Below are 15,812 nucleotides of genomic sequence, written 5' to 3' on the forward strand. Positions count from 1 at the left end.
CCTGAGCCTTTTCTTGATTCGATCAACGCCTGGCCAGAGCCAGAACCTGGAACATCAGCCCAACGGCGATACCCGCCAACAGGGCCAGAGGAGGCAACCGCCACCAGGCAAAGCCCAGCGCCAGCACCGCGAACACCAACACCCACTTCAGCACCATGGCCACGATCAACCGCGCCAGCGCCGAGCCTGCCGCCTGCACGCCGCCATTGAGCGCGGTGCGTGCGGCCAGCCATCCCCCTGCCACGGTCGCCAGCCCGGTTGCGGCGGCGCCCATCGCGTATTTCGGTCCCAGCAGCAGGAACAGCAGGGACACCACGGCCACCGCCACCAGCGGGTAAATCGCTGCGCGCAGCATCAGCCGCCGACCCGCATCAACGGAGTTCAGCACAGAAAATCCTGCAATTGGTGGTGGATTGAGGACGTCTTCGCGTCCGTCGAGCCGCGGAATTATAGCAATGGGACAATTTGCGAGACAACCGCCAGGAGTCCTGGCAGCGTCCGGATCCCCGTCCGCCCGTAGACGATAGCACGGTGGCCGTCCGCCACCGGCGTCGAATGCGGCATTGCAGCACGTGTTTGCGGGGGAACTTTCTGTCCGCCGCGCTGTCCGATCGGACATGGACTGCGCCCATCCTCGTCGGCCCACAGCGCAGTCCCACCGAGCCCCGGTCCTTCCGGGGCTTTTTTCGTGGCGCGTTTTGGGACAGCCGTGGCGGCTCGAGCCACCATACTTTCACGAATGGTGGACGCAAATTTAAGGATAGTGACGGCACGCGCTGGCACTGCCATCGACGCCTCATCCGAAAAAAATCCCAAGACGACGGAGTTTGTCCCCCATGAAACACCTGCTTGCCCTGGCGCTGCCCTGCGCGCTCGCCGCCGCTTACGCCCTGCCCGCCCACGCCGAAGACGGCGATGACCGCTTCACCCTGCGCGTCGGCGCGATGAACGTCGACAACGACAACACCCTGCGCGGCAACGCCGTGATCAACGGCAATGCCATTTCCGGTTCGCAGGACTTCAACTTCGGCGGCAAGGAGTGGGAGCCGCGCGTGGACGGCGTGTTCCGCCTCAGCACCCGCCAGCGCCTGATCTTCGACTACTTCAAGTTCGATAAGGATCGCCGCGAGGAACTGGGCCAGGACGTCAGCCTGGGCGGCGTGACCGTGCCGTCGGGCAGCTTCGTCAAGGGCGAACTGAAGTATCAGGTCGCCAGCCTGGTGTACGACTACTCGGTGATCGACAACCCGCAGTTCAGCATGGGCCTGCAGATCGGTGCCGAGTGGGCCAAGGTGCAGTCCAATGCCTACGCCGATCTGGGTCCGGTCTACACCGGCACCTTCCTGGACGAGAGCGAGGACGGCGCCGCGCCGGTGGTCGGCCTGCGCTTCACCGCGCACCCGAGCGAGCACTGGCTGTTCAACATCCAGGGCCAGTACCTCAACACCAAGTGGGGCGATTTCGGCGACTACGACGGCGACCTGAGCCGCGCCAACGCCATCGTCGAGTACCGCTTCACCCGCAACTTCGGCATCTTCGCCGGCTACGACTGGTTCAAGCTGGACGTGGACCGCAAGCGCGACAACGCCAGCGTCGGCCTGAAGCAGGAGTTCAAGGGCCCGGTCGCGGGCGTGACCTTCGCGTTCTGATCGACGCCGCACGCGCGCCGCAAGCGCGCGTTGCAAGCGAAAGGCCTGCCATGTGCGGGCCTTTCGCGTTCCTGCAGGGATGCAACGCCGTCGACGCGGCAGGTTCAGGGCGGCTTGGTCGCCCCGGCCACCAGCAAGTGCCGGTGCATGGTGCAGTAGCACTCATCGTGCCAGCCGTAGTGCGGGTCGGTGCAGATCGCGTGCTGCACCGTCGCCGGCAGCGACGCCACGTCGCTGCGCAGGTCGCGCTTCAGCGACACGAACACCGAGCCCGGATGCGGCCAGTCGGTCCGCTGCGGCGGCTCGGCGATGCGGTTGCCGCTGGCCAGTTCGCGCTGCAGCAGCGCCTGCAGTTCGGGACACAGGTTGGGCTGCCCCATGGCGACCTCCATGCGTCGAGTTCATCACCGCAGCGACCGCACCGCACGTGGCGGCACGGTCGCATGGAGCGGCGTCACTTCTTCTTGGGGATGTACAGGTCGGTGATGGTGCCGTCGTAGACCTCGGCGCTCATGCCGACCGACTCGCTCAGGGTCGGATGCGCGTGGATGGTGTGGCCGATGTCCTCGGCCTCGGCGCCCATCTCGATCGCCAGGCCGATCTCGGCCAGCAGGTCGCCGGCATGCACGCCGACGATCGCGCCGCCGATGATGCGGTGCGTCTCCTCGTCGAAGATCAGCTTGGTGAAGCCCTCGGTGCGGCCGATGCCGATGGCGCGGCCACTGGCCGCCCACGGGAACTTGGCCACGCCGACCTTCAGCCCCTTGGCCTTGGCCTCGGTCTCGGTGACGCCGACCCAGGCGATTTCCGGGTTGGTGTAGGCCACCGACGGGATTACCCGCGCCACCCACTCCTTCTTCTCGCCAGCAGCCACTTCCGCGGCCAGCTTGCCCTCGTGGGTGGCCTTGTGCGCCAGCATCGGGTTACCGACGATGTCGCCGATGGCGAAGATGTGCGGCACGTTGGTGCGCATCTGCCGGTCGACCGGAATGAAGCCGCGATCGGTGACGTTGATGCCGGCCTTGTCGGCGCCGATCTTCTTGCCGTTGGGCGCGCGGCCCACCGCGACCAGCACGCGGTCGTAGGTGGTGGCGGCCAGCGCCGGGGTCTCGCCCGCGGTGGCGGCCTCGAAGGACACGGTGATGCCCTTCTTGTCGGCCTTGACCTCGGCCGCCTTGGTCTTGAGGTGGACCTCCACGCCCTGCTTCTTCAAGCGATCGGCCAGCGGCTTGACCAGGTCCTTGTCGGCGCCCGGCATCAGCTGGTCCATGAACTCGACCACGGTGACCTTGCTGCCCAGCGCGCTGTACACGGTGGCCATTTCCAGGCCGATGATGCCGCCGCCGACCACCAGCAGGGTCTTGGGGATCTCCTGCAGTTCCAGCGCGTCGGTGGAGTCCATCACCCGCTTGTCGTCCCACGGGAAGTTCGGCAGCTTCACCGCCTGCGAGCCGGCGGCGACGATGCAGTGCTCGAAGCGCAGCAACTGGGTCTTGCCGTCGGCGCCGACGATCTCCAGCTCGTTCGGCGACACGAACGAGGCCACGCCGGTGACGGTGCGCACCTTGCGCTGCTTGGCCATGCTGGCCAGGCCGCCGGTGAGCTTGCCGACCACCTTCTCCTTGTACTCGCGCAGCTTGTCCAGGGTGATCTTGGGCTTGCCGAAGTCCACGCCGAAGTCGCCGGCATGGGCGACCTCGTCGATCACCGCGGCCGCGTGCAGCAGCGCCTTGGACGGAATGCAGCCGACGTTGAGGCAGACGCCGCCGAGGCTGGCGTAGCGCTCGATCAGCACCGTGTCCAGGCCCAGGTCGGCGGCGCGGAATGCGGCGGTGTAGCCGCCGGGGCCGGCGCCGAGCACCACCATCTTGCATTCGATGTCGGCGGGCTTGCCGCTGGCCAGCGCCGGCTTGGGTGCCGGCGGCTCAGCCGGGGCGCGGTGCGACGGCGCCACCGGCGGCTTGCTGGCCGGCACGTCGGCCGGGGCCGCGGCGGGCGCGCCGGCGGCGGCGCCATCGGCGGTCTCCAGCAGCGCGATCACCGCGCCCTCGGACAGGGTGTCGCCGAGCTTGACCTTCAGCTCCTTGATCACGCCGGCGGCCGCGGACGGCACTTCCAGCGTGGCCTTGTCCGACTCCAGCGTCACCAGGCCCTGGTCCTTCTTCACCGTGTCGCCGACGGCGACCAGCACCTCGATGACCGGAACGTCGCTGTAGTCGCCGATATCCGGGACCTTGACCTCAATGACCGCCATGCAGCTTCTCCTGTGGCCCTTCGCCTCAGCGTGGGGCGTTTGCAGTTCGTCGGCGCGACCGCGCAAACAGGCGGCGCGCGCAGGTGGGGGAAAACCGGCGCCGCGACAGCGGCGGCGCCGTGACGACAGGGCTTACAGCAGCACGCGGCGCATGTCCGCCAGCACCTGGCTCAGGTAGGTGGTGAAGCGCGCGGCGGCGGCGCCGTCGATGACCCGGTGGTCGTAGCTCAGCGACAGCGGCAGCATCAGCTTGGGCGCGAATTCCTTGCCGTTCCAGACCGGCTGGATCGACGACTTGGACACGCCCAGGATCGCCACTTCCGGCGCATTGACGATCGGGGTGAAGGCGGTGCCGCCGATGCCGCCGAGCGAGCTGATCGAGAAGCAGCCACCGCTCATGTCGGCCGGGCCGAGCTTGCCGTCGCGCGCCTTCTTGGCCAGTTCGCCGCTCTCGCGCGCCAGCTCGACCACGCCCTTCTTGTCCACGTCGCGGATCACCGGCACCACCAGCCCGTTCGGGGTGTCGGCGGCGAAGCCGATGTGGAAGTACTTCTTCAGGGTCAGGTTCTCGCCGCTGGCATCCAGCGAGGCGTTGAACTCGGGGAACTGCTTCAGTGCCGCGGCGCTGGCCTTGAGCAGGAAGGCGAGCATGGTCAGCTTGATGCCGGCCTTCTCGTTTTCCTTGTTCAGCGCCACGCGCAGCGCTTCCAGGTCGGTGATGTCGGCCTGCTCGAACTGGGTGACGTGCGGGATCATCGCCCAGTTGCGCGCCAGGTTGGCGCCGGAGATCTTCTTGATCCGCGACAGCGGTTTGACCTCGACCTCGCCGAACTTGGCGAAGTCCACCTTCGGCCACGGCAGCAGGTTCAGGCCATTGCCGCCCGCGGCGGGCGCGGCACCGGCGGCCACCGGCGCGGCGCCGGACAGCGCCGCCTTGACGTAGCGCTGCACGTCGTCCTTGGTGATGCGACCGCCCTGCTCCGAGCCGCTGACCTGGAACAGGTCCACGCCGAGCTCGCGGGCGAACACGCGCACCGCCGGGCTGGCGTAGGGCACCTTCTGCGGCAGCACGCTGTCGGCGTCGAACGCCACCGGCGGGCTGCTCTGGGTGGCGGACGGCGCGGCGGCCTTGGCCGGCGCCGTCGCCTGGACCTGGGCGATCTCGCGCTGGGCCAGCTTGTCCGGCGCGGAAGAGGCAGGCACCGGCTCCACGCCGCCGCCGGTCTCGGCGCTGGGCTGGACCGCGGATGCGGCCGGCGCGTCGGCATCGCTGCCGGCCACCTCGATCAGCGCCACCACCTTGCCCTCGGACAGGCTGTCGCCGACCTTGACCTTGAGTTCCTTGACCACACCGGCCACCGACGAGGGCACTTCCATCGTCGCCTTGTCCGACTCCAGGGTGACCAGGCCCTGGTCCTTCTTGACCGTGTCGCCGACCGCGACCAGCACTTCGATCACCGGCACGTCGCTGTAGTCGCCGATGTCCGGCACCCGCGCCTCGACCACGCCGGCGGGCGCGGCCGCGGCCGGCTTGACCGCGTTCTGCGGGGATGCGGCGGTCGGGGTGGCGGCCTGCTGGGCCGGCGCGGGCGTGGCCTTGGCGGCCGCAGGCGCGGCGGCTGCGGCACTGGCGCCGCCCTCGGCCACTTCGATCAGCGCCACCACCTTGCCCTCGGACAGGCTGTCGCCGACCTTGACCTTGATCTCCTTGACCACGCCGGCGAACGGCGACGGCACTTCCATCGTCGCCTTGTCCGACTCCAGGGTGACCAGGCTCTGGTCCTTCTTCACCGTGTCGCCGACGGCCACCAGCACTTCGATTACCGGGACGTCGCTGTAGTCACCGATATCGGGGACAAGTGCTTCCTTGATTTCGGCCATGCGGGGAACTCCGGCAACTGATGAGGGGGAAACCCCTATTGTGGCGGCCCGCAGCCGCAGCGCCAACCTTTGCCGGGCAAAAAAGCCCGATCGCCAGCGGGCGCGGGCGCTGCCGGCGGACAGTACGCCGGCGCATGTTGCGCACCCGCGGCGCCCGCCGCCGGTGCGCCGCCTTCACGGCGCCGCGGCTAGGCTCGGCGCAGATTTCCGGAGGGCGGGCATGCGGATCCTGGTGCTGTTGATGGCGTTGGCGATGCCGCTGGTCGCCTGGTTCGGGCAACGCGGTGCCTTCGGCCCGACCAATGGCGCCATTTCCGACCGCTACCCGACCCTGATCGTCGCCGCCGGCTATGCCTTCGCGATCTGGGGCGTGATCTTCCTGCTCGACCTGGCCTTCGGCCTGTGGCAGTACAGCGGGCGACGCCGTCGCGGCAGCGCGCTGGCGCAGGTGCGGGCACCGGCGGCGCTGGGCTTCGCGCTGACCGCTGCGTGGATGCCGGTGTTCTCGCAACAGCACTTCCTGCTGGCGCTGGCGGTGATCTGGACCGCGCTGGCGGCGACGCTGTTGGCCGCGCTGCGGCTGTCGCGCGATCCGTCAGCCGAGCCCGGCCAGACGCTGTGGGCGTGGCTGCCACTGTCGCTGCATGCCGGCTGGCTGTCGCTGGCGGCGTTCCTGAACACCGCGCAGGTGATCGTCGCCTATCGCTGGCTCTCGACCGAGCGGATGCTGCCGTGGAGCCTGGTGCTGTTCGCGCTGGCGGCGGCGCTGCTGCTGGGCGTGAACCGGGCGATGCGCGGCAACCTCGCCTATGCGGCGGCGGCGCTGTGGGCGCTGGCGGCGGTCTACGTCAAGCAGGCTGAGAGCACGCTGGCGGGTGCGCAGACCGCGGCATGGGTAGCGCTGTCGCTGGCCGTCGTGCTGGCGCTGCAGACCCTGTGGCTGCGCCTGCGCGCGCGGCGCTAATCGATCGGCGCAACGTCGACCTGTTGTCGCCTTATCGCCACGCAACGCGCTCTCGTAGGAGCGGCTTCAGCCGCGACAAAGTTATCGGGAGAGCCTCGTCGCGGCTGAAGCCGCTCCTACGCGTATGTGCCGCCTGCCGGATTAAAGGGCCTTTCAATCGCCGGCCGTTGGCGCACGCAGCCACTGCTGCAACGGCGCCCACGCCTGCAGCAAACGTGGCCAGGCGAAGGCGGCATTGGCCGGGCTGCTCGAAGGCAACGACAACAGCACCAGCGGCGGATCGCGCGGCGGCAACTGCGGCTGCACGAAGCGCGCGAACGCCTGCGCCGCTGCCGCGCCATTGCAGGCGACGACGCGCAATTGCGGCAACTGCGCGATGCGCTCGGGCAAGGCATTGGGCACTTCACTGCCGCGCACGATCGCCGTATCCAGGCTGCCGCGGCGCCGGCACTGGCCGATGACATCCCACAGGCCGACGCCGGCTTCGTGCAATGCCTGCACGCGCGCTTCTGTGTCGAGTGCCGGATCGAAACCGCACAACGCCGCCATCAGCGGCCAGAACCGGTTGCGCGGGTGCGCGTAGTAGCGCGCCTGCTGCAACGATGCCGCACCGGGCATGGAGCCGAGCAGCAGCACCCGGCAATCGTCGCGTATCTGCGCGGGCAGCCCCTGCAGCAGCGGCTGCGTCGTCACGTCGCGCGCATCTGGATGAACAGCCAAAAGTCTTAAAACCTCGTTATTTCAAGCGCAGAGCGCATGTGGCTGAACGTCGTCTGCATTGGTCCGGCGAGGGTCGGCAACGATTCATCTTCTCATCGATACGGTGTGCGCGCCCACTCCCGTGGCCCCACAAGAAAAAAGATGAGGAGATATCCCATGCGGTCCATTCAGATCCTGAGCCTGGCTGTCGTGTCCGCCCTTGCGTTTGCGCCCGCCGCATTCGCACAGGATGCCGATACCGCGTCCGGCAAGCACTTCTCCGTCGTCGGCAGCGCGACCCTGCTCGACCCGCACTCCAAGCCGGCGGCCGGCCTCGACGTCGATGGCGGCCCGGCGCCGACCATCAGCGCCAGCTGGCTGATCGACGACAACTGGGCGGTCGAACTGTGGGGCGCTGCCGACAAGTTCAACCACCGCGTCAAGGCCGACGGCATCGGCAAGGTCGGCACCGTCGAGCAGCAGCCGATCGCGCTGAGCGGCCAGTACCACTTCGGCCAGGCGGACAACGTGTTCCGTCCGTTCGTCGGCGTCGGTTACTACGAGTCCAACTTCAGCAACGAGAAGCTCGCCGGCCTCAACGCCGACCAGCACGTCAGCCTGGACACCGCCAAGGGCGCCATCGGCACCGTCGGCGTGGACATGAACATCAACTCCACCTGGTTCGCCCGTGCCGACGCGCGCTACATGCACTCGCGTCCGGAGCTGAAGGTGGCCGGCGAAGGCACCGGCGAAGACCTGAAGCTGGATCCGTGGCTGTTCAGCTTCGGCGTCGGCGCGCGCTTCTAAGCGTTCCGTCTCCAGTCGTGATGCAAACGGGCCCGCAAGGGCCCGTTTGTTTTTGCGCGTGCGCTGGACTGGGAGCGCGACCAGCGGAAACGGCATCGCGCGGGCCCGCAGGCGCGGCGGCCTTCAGCGCGGCGAGCGATCGAAACCGCGGTAGCGGTCGAAACGACGCAGGCGCCGCCGCAACAACCAGGCGTAGGCGCAGGCATAACCGAGCAGCAATGCGGCGGCGGCCAGCAGGCTGGCGTGGCTCATCCAGCCCTGGGTCGGCCAGGCCGCACCATCGACGAGGCTGCGCCAGCCCTGCCACAGCCCGGCGCCGATGCGCACCGCCACCAGCGCGGTCAGGCCCAGCACCAACCACAGGTTCGGCGTGTAGTGCAGGCCATGGGGCAGCGGTTCGAAGCGGGTGACGCCGATGCCGAGCGCACCCAACAGCACGCCGCAGCCCCAGCCCGCCAGTGCGTACATGGCGGCGTCCGGCCACCAGTGCCCGGCGATCACGGCAAAGACGAGCAGCATGCCGCTGGACAGCAGCGCCGACCACAGCTGCACCGCGACCAGCCAGCCACGCGCCTGACGCCGCGCAGTACCGACCCGAAAGCGCTGCAGCAGCGACAACGGCAACAGCACCGCGGTCACCGCCAGCGCGATCACGATCGCCAGCGGAATGGCCAGCAGCAGCGGCATGCGCGCAGGCCGATCAGAACGCCGGCAGTACGGCGCCCTGGTACTTGCGCTGGATGAAGGCCTTCACTTCCGGGCTGGTCAGCGCCTTGGCCAGCTTCTGCACGCGCGGATCGTCCTTGTTGTCGGGACGCGCAACCAGGAAGTTCACGTACGGCGAGTCCTTGCTCTCGATCGCCAGCGCGTCGCGGGTCGGGTTGAGGCCGGCGTCGAGCGCGTAGTTGGTGTTGATCAGCGCCAGGTCGACCTGGTCCAGCACCCGCGGCAGCATTGCCGAATCCAGCTCGCGGAACTTCAACTGCTTGGGATTGGCGACGATGTCGCGCTGGGTGGACAGCGCGTTGCTCGGATCCTTGAGCTTGATGACCCCGGCCTTGTCCAGCAGGATCAGCGCGCGGCTGTTGTTGCTGGGATCGTTGGGAATCACCACGTCGGCGCCCTGCGGCAGCGCGTCCAGCGACTTGTAGCGGCGCGAATAGGCACCGAACGGCTCGATGTGCACGCCGACCACGGTGACCAGGTTGCTCTTGCGGTCGCGGTTGTAGGCCTGCAGGTAGGGCTCGGTCTGGAAGTAGTTCACGTCGATCTGCTTCTGCACCACCTGGTCGTTGGGCTGCACGTAGTCGTTGAACACGCGCACGTCCAGGGTCAGCCCCTGCTGCTCCAGCATCGGCTTGACCACCTCCAGGATCTCGGCGTGCGGCACGGCGGTGGCGGCGACGCTGAGGTGGTCGCTGGCGGCGCCGGCATCGGGCTTGCCGCAGCCGCCGAGCACGAGCACGGCGCTGGCGAGCAGGAGGCGGAACGGGAATCGGGTCATGGCAGGTATCCGGGGAAACGGGGGGAGTGGAGGAGCGCGACCCGCGGCCGCGATGCATGCACGCTAGCAGACGGCCGTGCAGGTGGGGCGATCCATGCGCGCAGGAGCGGCTTCAGCCGCGACCGCTCACCTGTCGTGGTCGCGGCTGAAGCCGCTGCTACCGCGGTACGCAGGACATCAGCGCCGGCTGTAGTGCGCGACCAGGCGGTCGCCGAGCATCTGCAACGCCTGCACCAGCAGCAACAGGATCACCACCGTCACCAGGGCCACGTCGGCGTGCGAGCGCTGGTAGCCGTCGCGGTAGGCCAGGTCGCCGAGGCCGCCGGAGCCGATCGCGCCGCCCATCGCGGTGAAGCCGATCAGGGCGATGGTGGTCACCGTGGCGCCGGCGATCAGACCCGGCCGCGCTTCCGGCAGCAGCACCCGCGTCACCAGTTGCCAGGTGGTCGCACCCATCGCCAGGCTGGCCTCGACCACGCCGCGGTCCACTTCGCGCAGCGCGGTCTCCACCAGCCGCGCGTAGAACGGCGCCGCGCCGACCACCAGCGGCAGGATCGCGCCGCGCACGCCCAGCGAGGTGCCCATCGCCCACAGCGTCAGCGGGATCATCGCGATCATCAGGATGATGAAGGGCACCGAGCGCAGCACGTTGATGACCAGCGCCAGGCCGCCGTACAGCAGCGGCTTCTGGTGGGTCTGGCGCGGGCCGGTGAGGAACAGCAGCACGCCCAGCGGCAGGCCGATCAGCAGGGTCAGCGGCAGCGAGCCGCCGAGCATCAGCAGCGTATCGACGGTGGCGCGGCCGATCTCGCTCCACTTGCCGGCATCGAGATTGCGGAAGAACCCGGTGGCGGCGGTGGCGAACGGACTCATCGGCGCAGCTCCTGCACATGCACGCCGGCCGCGACGAATTCGGCCTGCGCCGCATCCATGTCGCCGCCGACCAGGGCCACGGTCAGCTGGCCGTAGGGGGTGTCCTTGATCCGGTCGATGCGCCCGGACAGGATGTTGTAGTCCACCGCGGTGGCGCGGGCGATGCGCCCGAGCAGCGGCGCGTAGGTGTCGGCGCCGAGGAAGGTCAGGCGCAGGATGCGGCCGTCCACCGCGGCGAGATCGCGGTACAGCTCGCCCTCGTCGACGTGCTCGGCTTCGGAGACGAAGCGCTTGGTGGTCGGATGCTGCGGATGCAGGAACACCTCGGTGACCGGCCCGCTCTCGACCAGGTGCCCGGCATCGAGCACCGCCACGCGATCGCAGACCCGGCGGATCACTTCCATCTCGTGGGTGATCAGCACGATGGTCAGGCCCAGCTCGCGGTTGATCTGCGCCAGCAGCGCCAGCACCGAGGCGGTGGTCTGCGGATCCAGCGCACTGGTGGCCTCGTCGCACAGCAGGATCCGCGGGCGCGTGGCCAGGGCGCGGGCGATGCCGACGCGCTGCTTCTGCCCGCCCGACAGCTGTGCCGGGTACTTGTCCGCATGCGCGGCCAGCCCGACCCGCTCCAGCAGCTCGGCCACGCGCGCGTCGATCTCGGCGCGCGGCGTGCCGGCCAGTTCCAGCGGGAAGGCGACGTTGCCGGCGACCGTGCGCGAGGACAGCAGGTTGAAGTGCTGGAAGATCATGCCCACGCGCTGGCGCAGCGTGCGCAGCCCGGCGCGGTCCAGCGCGGTGACGTCTTCGCCGTCGATGATCAGGCGGCCGCCGCTGGGTTCCTCGAGCCGGTTGATCAGCCGGATCAGGGTCGACTTGCCGGCGCCGGAATGGCCGATGATGCCGAACACCTCGCCGGCCTCGATGCGCAGGTCGAGCGGATGCAGCGCCGCGACCGGCTGGCCGGCGACGGAATAGGACTTGTGCAGGCGCTCGAACTGGATCAACGCGCGGAACCGGCAGCGACGGGGGGCGCAAAGCCTAGCAGGCCAGGATGGCGTGCGTTATTCCATTCGATTCTAACGTAGGCGCGCATCGCGGGGCCTAGGGCCGCGCCTGCGGCGGCGGATGCGCCACCGCGCGGACCCGCTCGCGATGCAGCAGGTACAGGCCGCTGGCGACGATGATCGCCCCGCCCACCCAGGTCCAGGCATCGGGCAGCTTGCGCCACAGCAGCCAGTCCCAGGGGATCACCCACAACAGGCCGCTGTACTCCAGCGGCGCGACCAGCGAGGCGTCGCCACGGCGGAACGCCTGGGTCAGCGCCACCTGGCCCAGCGCACCGGCCAGGCCCATGCCGGCGATCCATCCGGCGTCGGCCGGGCGCAGCGGGGTCCACTCCGGCAACGCCAGCGCACCGGCGCCCAGCGCCATGATCAGCAGGAACCACACCACCAGCGACTGCGAGGTGTCGGTGCGCGCCAGCAGGCTGACCAGCACCGAGGCCACCGCGTACGCGATAGCCGCCAGCAGCACCATCACCCCCGGCAGCGAGACGAAGCCGTCCATGCCGGGGCGCAGCACCACCAGCACGCCGACCAGGCCGACGCCGATCGCCGCCCAGCGCCGCGGGCCCACGTATTCGCCCAGCAGCGGCACCGACAGGGCGGCCACCAACAGCGGCGCGACGAAGTAGATGGTGTAGGCGGTGGACAGCGGCAGGCTGCGCAAGGCCCAGGCGAAGCAGCCGATCATGGCGATGCCGAGCACGCCGCGCAGCAGGTGCAAGCCCCAGCGCACCGGCCAGATCGCGCGCGGCCCGGCGCTGGCCAGCACCCACACCAGCACGAACGGCAGCGAGGCGCCGCCGCGCAGCGCCGCGACCTGCAGCGCCGGATAGTGCGTGCTGAGCTGCTTCATCGACGCATCCATCAGCGAAAAGAACGCGACCGCGGCGATCATCCACGCAGCGGCGGCGGCATTGGAACGGGACGTAGGCATCGGCGCATTATCGCCGCGATCGGCGACGTGCGTGGTGCGGGGGCATCGCGTCGGCACTGAAGTCCCTCCCACATGGCTCCAGCCGGCGCACCGGCCGATGCCGCTTCTTGTGGGAGCGACTTCAGTCGCGACGCGCGGCGCCCACCAACGCACGACATTGCGCAACGCGCCGGAACCGACATCCATCCCACCCTGCACGTGCCAGCCCCTGCGACACCTGCGCTGCCACTTCCCACCTGCCGCGCCCCACTCCTCGCCCGCACGTCTTACGATAGGCATCTTTGCCGAGGACTTGCCCATGCCTTCCTTCGATATCGTGTCCGAAGTCGACAAGCACGAACTGACCAATGCCGTCGATCAGGCCAACCGCGAGCTGTCGACGCGCTTCGACTTCAAGGGCGTGGACGCCAAGTTCGCGCTCGACGACCAGGTCATCACGCAATCGGCGCCCAGCGATTTCCAGGTCAAGCAGATGACCGACATCCTGCGCGCGCGCCTGCTGGCCCGCGGCATCGACGTGCGTTGCCTGGAGTTCGGCGACGTGGAGACCAACCTCGCCGGCGCGCGGCAGAAGATCACGGTCAAGCAGGGCATCGAGCAGAAGCTGGGCAAGAAGATCGTGGCCACGCTCAAGGAAGCCAAGCTCAAGGTGGAAGCCCAGATCAACGGCGACAAGCTGCGGGTCAGCGGCAAGAAGCGCGACGACCTGCAGGATGCGATCGCGCTGCTGAAGAAGAGCGATTTCGAGCTGCCGCTGCAGTTCGACAATTTCCGCGACTGAAGCCGCCGCGCAAACGCCTCGCGCGTCATCGCCATGCCGGTGCAAGGGTGCAGGACGACCACCGCGTGGCGATGGTCGTTCTGCAGTCGACCGCGCGATATCGTCGCCACGCTGCGTGAGTGCACACGGCTGCGCATCGCCTCGCCTTGCAGGGCGGCACGGCAGACAGGCGATACGCCCATGTCGCGACCTGCGCATGCCGTCCGGCCTGCGCAAGCAGGCATGCCGGCATGACCACGCGAGCGCATCCCGGCCATTGCAGCCATGCGAAAGCGACGCACTCCGCATCGGAACGAGACGACACCACGCAACGGCACTCCCGCCTCCGCGCCGGGACGCGGACGCCTAGCGCCGCAATTTCTTGCTAGGCACCCGCGGTGACGCCCGCGGCCAGCATCCTCCGCCCCTGCGCCACTTCGGCTTCCAGGTCGTGCGTCCAGATCCAGTCGAAGCGCTGCGCCAGCGTCTGCGCCAGCCGCGTATCGTCGGCGCCGGCCTGCGGATCGCGCAGTTCGTACAGCTCGCCGGCCTCGCGCGAGGTGCGCTGCACGCGGCAGGCGCGCGGCAGGCGCAGGCGCTCGTAGACCTGCAGCAGGGCCGGCAGATCGCCGCGCGTCAGGCCAGGCGTGGCCAGCAGTTGCGCCAGCAGATAGGCATCCTCCAGGCCCTGCCCGGCGCCGGCGCCCTGGTGCGGCAGCATCGCGTGCGCGGCATCGCCGATCAGCGCCAGCCGCCCATGCACATAGCCGGGCAGCTCGGCCAGATCGTGCAGCGCCCAGTGCGTGGGCGTGTCGATGCACTCCAGCAGCGTACGCGCCGCCTCGCCCCAGTGCGCGAACGCCTCCAGCATCTCGCGGCGGCTGGCCTCGCGTACCCAGGCCTGGCCAGCGCGCCATTGCGGCGCCGGCTCGCTGCGGTCGGAGACGAAGGCGACCACGTTGATCAGCCTTCCCTGCTTCACCGGGAAGGTCAGGATGTGCGCGTCCAGGCCCAGCAACATCTGCGGCACGTCGACCAGGTGCGCGTCCACGCCGCGGGCGGCGAAAGCGGCACGCAGCCGCGCGGCGTCGATCAGGCCGCGATAGGCGCAGGTGCCGGTGAAACGCGGTTCGGCCGGTGCATGGCCGAGCGCACGCAGCACTTCGCCGCGCATGGCGGACTTGATGCCGTCGGCGGCGATCAGCACGTCGCCTTCGTACTGGCTGCCGTCGGCGAAGCGCACGCGCGCCACGTCGGCGTCCTGCTCCACGTCGACTGCGCGTTTGCCGAACCTGGCCAGCCCGAACGGCAGGCGGGTAGCCAACGCATCGAGGAAGTCGGCGCGGTGCACCGACGACTGGCCGACGCCGGGCGCCAGGGTCTGGCCCAGCAGCCGCGCGTCCTCGCCGCGGCGCCATTCGAACCAGACGTCCTGCCATGGGGCGGGGGTGCGGTCGGCGAGTTCGGCATAGGGCTCGCCCATGCCCAGGCCGGCCAGCGCGCGTACCGCATTGGGGCCGAACGAGACGCCGGCGCCGATTTCGCCGAAGGCCGGCGCCGATTCGAACAGTTGCACGTCGAGATGGCGGTGCCGGCACAGGCCCAGGGCCAGACCGACGCCGGCGATGCCGCCGCCGACGATGCCGATGCGCAGGGGGGATGCAGGATTCATCTGGAGTCTCCGGTGGGGAATGTCAGTCGCGGCCAGCCAGCAGGATTTTCTCGGCCAGCAGCGCAGGCGCGCTGAAACACACTTCGTGGCTGCCCGGCAGGCTGACCAGACGGTAGCCGCCCAGGCGCGCGCTCAGCCGCGGATGCCAGCCGTACTCGCCCGGCGGCAATGCCACATCGTCGGTGGCATAGAGCCAGCTGCGCGGGATCTGCAGCTCGTGGAAACGCTTGAGCGGTACCGCGTCGAAATGGCTGCGCGCGGGGGTCGGACTCAACTGCGCGTACGCCTGCTGCGCCTGCGCCAGATCGGCGTCGCCGATGAAGCCGTCGCGCCAGATCGGAAACGGCAGCATGATGCCGCCGTCGGCATCGACCGCGTTCTTCCACAGCGCCTGGTAATGCGGCGGCAACAGGTCGAACAGCGCCTCGCCGTCGCGCAGCACGAAGGCGTTGTGGAAGATCAGCCGCTTGCAGCGCTCCGGCTCCTCCTCGGCCAGGCGTTGCACGATGCTGCCGCCCCAGCTGTGGCCGAGCACGACCAGGTCGCGCAGGTCGTGGCGGCGCACGTAGTCCACCACCGAGGCCACGCAGTCGGCGTGCGAGACGCGCTTGTCGGCGCCCACGCCATGCCCGGCGATGGTCGGTGCGTGCACCTGCACGCCGTGCGCGCGCAGATGGGCGGCGACGCCGTCCCAGGCGTGGCCGTCGTGCCAGGAACCGTGCAGCAACAGATAGGTTTGCATGGGGTCGTC

At 69.2% G+C, this 15,812-nt stretch carries 16 protein-coding genes; 4 read left to right on the plus strand and 12 right to left on the minus strand.

What is annotated here, in order from left to right; translation table 11 throughout:
• Positions 1-22: 22 nt before the first annotated feature.
• Positions 23-388 (minus strand): ATP synthase subunit I, encoded by a 366-nt coding sequence (locus tag AC1PLR_RS18525; RefSeq protein WP_026143249.1) that lies wholly within the window; start codon positions 386-388, stop codon positions 23-25.
• A gap of 448 nt (positions 389-836) precedes the next feature.
• Here AC1PLR_RS18525 and AC1PLR_RS18530 point away from each other — a divergent pair, with 448 nt between their 5' ends.
• On the plus strand, positions 837-1,649 hold the full coding sequence (locus tag AC1PLR_RS18530) for a hypothetical protein (protein WP_481101919.1): 813 nt from the start codon (positions 837-839) through the stop codon (positions 1,647-1,649).
• A 104-nt stretch (positions 1,650-1,753) separates the two neighbouring features.
• Here AC1PLR_RS18530 and AC1PLR_RS18535 read toward each other — a convergent pair whose 3' ends face one another.
• The 3 genes from AC1PLR_RS18535 to aceF form a co-directional block, all read right to left on the minus strand.
• The gene (locus AC1PLR_RS18535; protein WP_481101920.1) at positions 1,754-2,041 is read right to left on the minus strand and encodes a hypothetical protein; all 288 of its coding nucleotides are present in this window, start codon (positions 2,039-2,041) and stop codon (positions 1,754-1,756) included.
• Between the two features lie 62 nt (positions 2,042-2,103).
• The gene (gene lpdA, locus AC1PLR_RS18540; RefSeq protein ID WP_481101921.1) at positions 2,104-3,903 is read right to left on the minus strand and encodes a dihydrolipoyl dehydrogenase; all 1,800 of its coding nucleotides are present in this window, start codon (positions 3,901-3,903) and stop codon (positions 2,104-2,106) included.
• 132 nt (positions 3,904-4,035) lie between these two features.
• Positions 4,036-5,784, minus strand: coding sequence for a dihydrolipoyllysine-residue acetyltransferase (gene aceF, locus AC1PLR_RS18545; RefSeq protein WP_481101922.1), 1,749 nt, complete (start codon positions 5,782-5,784; stop codon positions 4,036-4,038).
• A 220-nt stretch (positions 5,785-6,004) separates the two neighbouring features.
• Between aceF and AC1PLR_RS18550 the strand changes: the two genes are divergently transcribed.
• Entirely contained in the window at positions 6,005-6,748 is a 744-nt protein-coding gene (locus AC1PLR_RS18550) for a hypothetical protein (RefSeq protein ID WP_481101923.1), read from the plus strand.
• Between the two features lie 153 nt (positions 6,749-6,901).
• On the opposite strand, the gene AC1PLR_RS18555 is transcribed toward AC1PLR_RS18550, so the two are convergent.
• Positions 6,902-7,441 carry a DNA-deoxyinosine glycosylase gene (locus AC1PLR_RS18555; protein WP_481101924.1) on the minus strand — a complete coding sequence of 180 codons (540 nt, stop codon included), beginning with the start codon at positions 7,439-7,441 and terminating at the stop codon, positions 6,902-6,904.
• Positions 7,442-7,624: 183 nt separating this feature from the next.
• Between AC1PLR_RS18555 and AC1PLR_RS18560 the strand changes: the two genes are divergently transcribed.
• A complete protein-coding gene (locus tag AC1PLR_RS18560) occupies positions 7,625-8,254 on the plus strand; it encodes an OmpW/AlkL family protein (protein ID WP_242159666.1) in 630 nt (209 codons plus the stop codon).
• Between the two features lie 123 nt (positions 8,255-8,377).
• Here AC1PLR_RS18560 and AC1PLR_RS18565 read toward each other — a convergent pair whose 3' ends face one another.
• From AC1PLR_RS18565 to AC1PLR_RS18585, 5 genes are all read right to left on the minus strand, one after another.
• Positions 8,378-8,941, minus strand: coding sequence for a DUF1453 domain-containing protein (locus AC1PLR_RS18565; RefSeq protein WP_481101925.1), 564 nt, complete (start codon positions 8,939-8,941; stop codon positions 8,378-8,380).
• Positions 8,942-8,954: 13 nt separating this feature from the next.
• Complete coding sequence (locus AC1PLR_RS18570; RefSeq protein WP_481101926.1) at positions 8,955-9,758, minus strand: MetQ/NlpA family ABC transporter substrate-binding protein; 804 nt, start codon at positions 9,756-9,758, stop codon at positions 8,955-8,957.
• Between the two features lie 177 nt (positions 9,759-9,935).
• Positions 9,936-10,631 carry a methionine ABC transporter permease gene (locus tag AC1PLR_RS18575; protein ID WP_010343279.1) on the minus strand — a complete coding sequence of 232 codons (696 nt, stop codon included), beginning with the start codon at positions 10,629-10,631 and terminating at the stop codon, positions 9,936-9,938.
• Positions 10,628-11,635 carry a methionine ABC transporter ATP-binding protein gene (locus AC1PLR_RS18580; protein WP_481101927.1) on the minus strand — a complete coding sequence of 336 codons (1,008 nt, stop codon included), beginning with the start codon at positions 11,633-11,635 and terminating at the stop codon, positions 10,628-10,630. The genes AC1PLR_RS18575 and AC1PLR_RS18580 overlap by 4 nt, the downstream gene beginning before the upstream one ends.
• Positions 11,636-11,732: 97 nt before the next feature.
• A complete protein-coding gene (locus AC1PLR_RS18585; protein ID WP_481101928.1) occupies positions 11,733-12,629 on the minus strand; it encodes a DMT family transporter in 897 nt (298 codons plus the stop codon).
• A gap of 298 nt (positions 12,630-12,927) precedes the next feature.
• Between AC1PLR_RS18585 and AC1PLR_RS18590 the strand changes: the two genes are divergently transcribed.
• A complete protein-coding gene (locus AC1PLR_RS18590; protein ID WP_017913076.1) occupies positions 12,928-13,410 on the plus strand; it encodes a YajQ family cyclic di-GMP-binding protein in 483 nt (160 codons plus the stop codon).
• A gap of 364 nt (positions 13,411-13,774) precedes the next feature.
• On the opposite strand, the gene salA is transcribed toward AC1PLR_RS18590, so the two are convergent.
• On the minus strand, positions 13,775-15,061 hold the full coding sequence (gene salA, locus AC1PLR_RS18595) for a salicylate 1-monooxygenase (RefSeq protein WP_017908787.1): 1,287 nt from the start codon (positions 15,059-15,061) through the stop codon (positions 13,775-13,777).
• 22 nt (positions 15,062-15,083) lie between these two features.
• Positions 15,084-15,803, minus strand: coding sequence for an alpha/beta fold hydrolase (locus tag AC1PLR_RS18600; RefSeq protein WP_017915018.1), 720 nt, complete (start codon positions 15,801-15,803; stop codon positions 15,084-15,086).
• Positions 15,804-15,812: the final 9 nt, after the last annotated feature.

This window comes from Xanthomonas sp. NCPPB 3570 (assembly GCF_056725115.1).

Bases quoted from the DNA above. Each gene is read 5' to 3' on its own strand.
- AC1PLR_RS18590 (WP_017913076.1), top strand. From the start codon at position 12,928: ATGCCTTCCTTCGATATCGTGTCCGAAGTCGACAAGCACGAACTGACC.
- AC1PLR_RS18570 (WP_481101926.1), bottom strand. From the start codon at position 9,758: ATGACCCGATTCCCGTTCCGCCTCCTGCTCGCCAGCGCCGTGCTCGTG.
- AC1PLR_RS18560 (WP_242159666.1), top strand. From the start codon at position 7,625: ATGCGGTCCATTCAGATCCTGAGCCTGGCTGTCGTGTCCGCCCTTGCG.
- AC1PLR_RS18565 (WP_481101925.1), bottom strand. From the start codon at position 8,941: ATGCCGCTGCTGCTGGCCATTCCGCTGGCGATCGTGATCGCGCTGGCG.
- AC1PLR_RS18585 (WP_481101928.1), bottom strand. From the start codon at position 12,629: ATGCCTACGTCCCGTTCCAATGCCGCCGCCGCTGCGTGGATGATCGCC.
- AC1PLR_RS18600 (WP_017915018.1), bottom strand. From the start codon at position 15,803: ATGCAAACCTATCTGTTGCTGCACGGTTCCTGGCACGACGGCCACGCC.
- AC1PLR_RS18535 (WP_481101920.1), bottom strand. From the start codon at position 2,041: ATGGAGGTCGCCATGGGGCAGCCCAACCTGTGTCCCGAACTGCAGGCG.
- AC1PLR_RS18530 (WP_481101919.1), top strand. From the start codon at position 837: ATGAAACACCTGCTTGCCCTGGCGCTGCCCTGCGCGCTCGCCGCCGCT.
- AC1PLR_RS18575 (WP_010343279.1), bottom strand. From the start codon at position 10,631: ATGAGTCCGTTCGCCACCGCCGCCACCGGGTTCTTCCGCAATCTCGAT.
- aceF (WP_481101922.1), bottom strand. From the start codon at position 5,784: ATGGCCGAAATCAAGGAAGCACTTGTCCCCGATATCGGTGACTACAGC.
- lpdA (WP_481101921.1), bottom strand. From the start codon at position 3,903: ATGGCGGTCATTGAGGTCAAGGTCCCGGATATCGGCGACTACAGCGAC.
- salA (WP_017908787.1), bottom strand. From the start codon at position 15,061: ATGAATCCTGCATCCCCCCTGCGCATCGGCATCGTCGGCGGCGGCATC.
- AC1PLR_RS18550 (WP_481101923.1), top strand. From the start codon at position 6,005: ATGCGGATCCTGGTGCTGTTGATGGCGTTGGCGATGCCGCTGGTCGCC.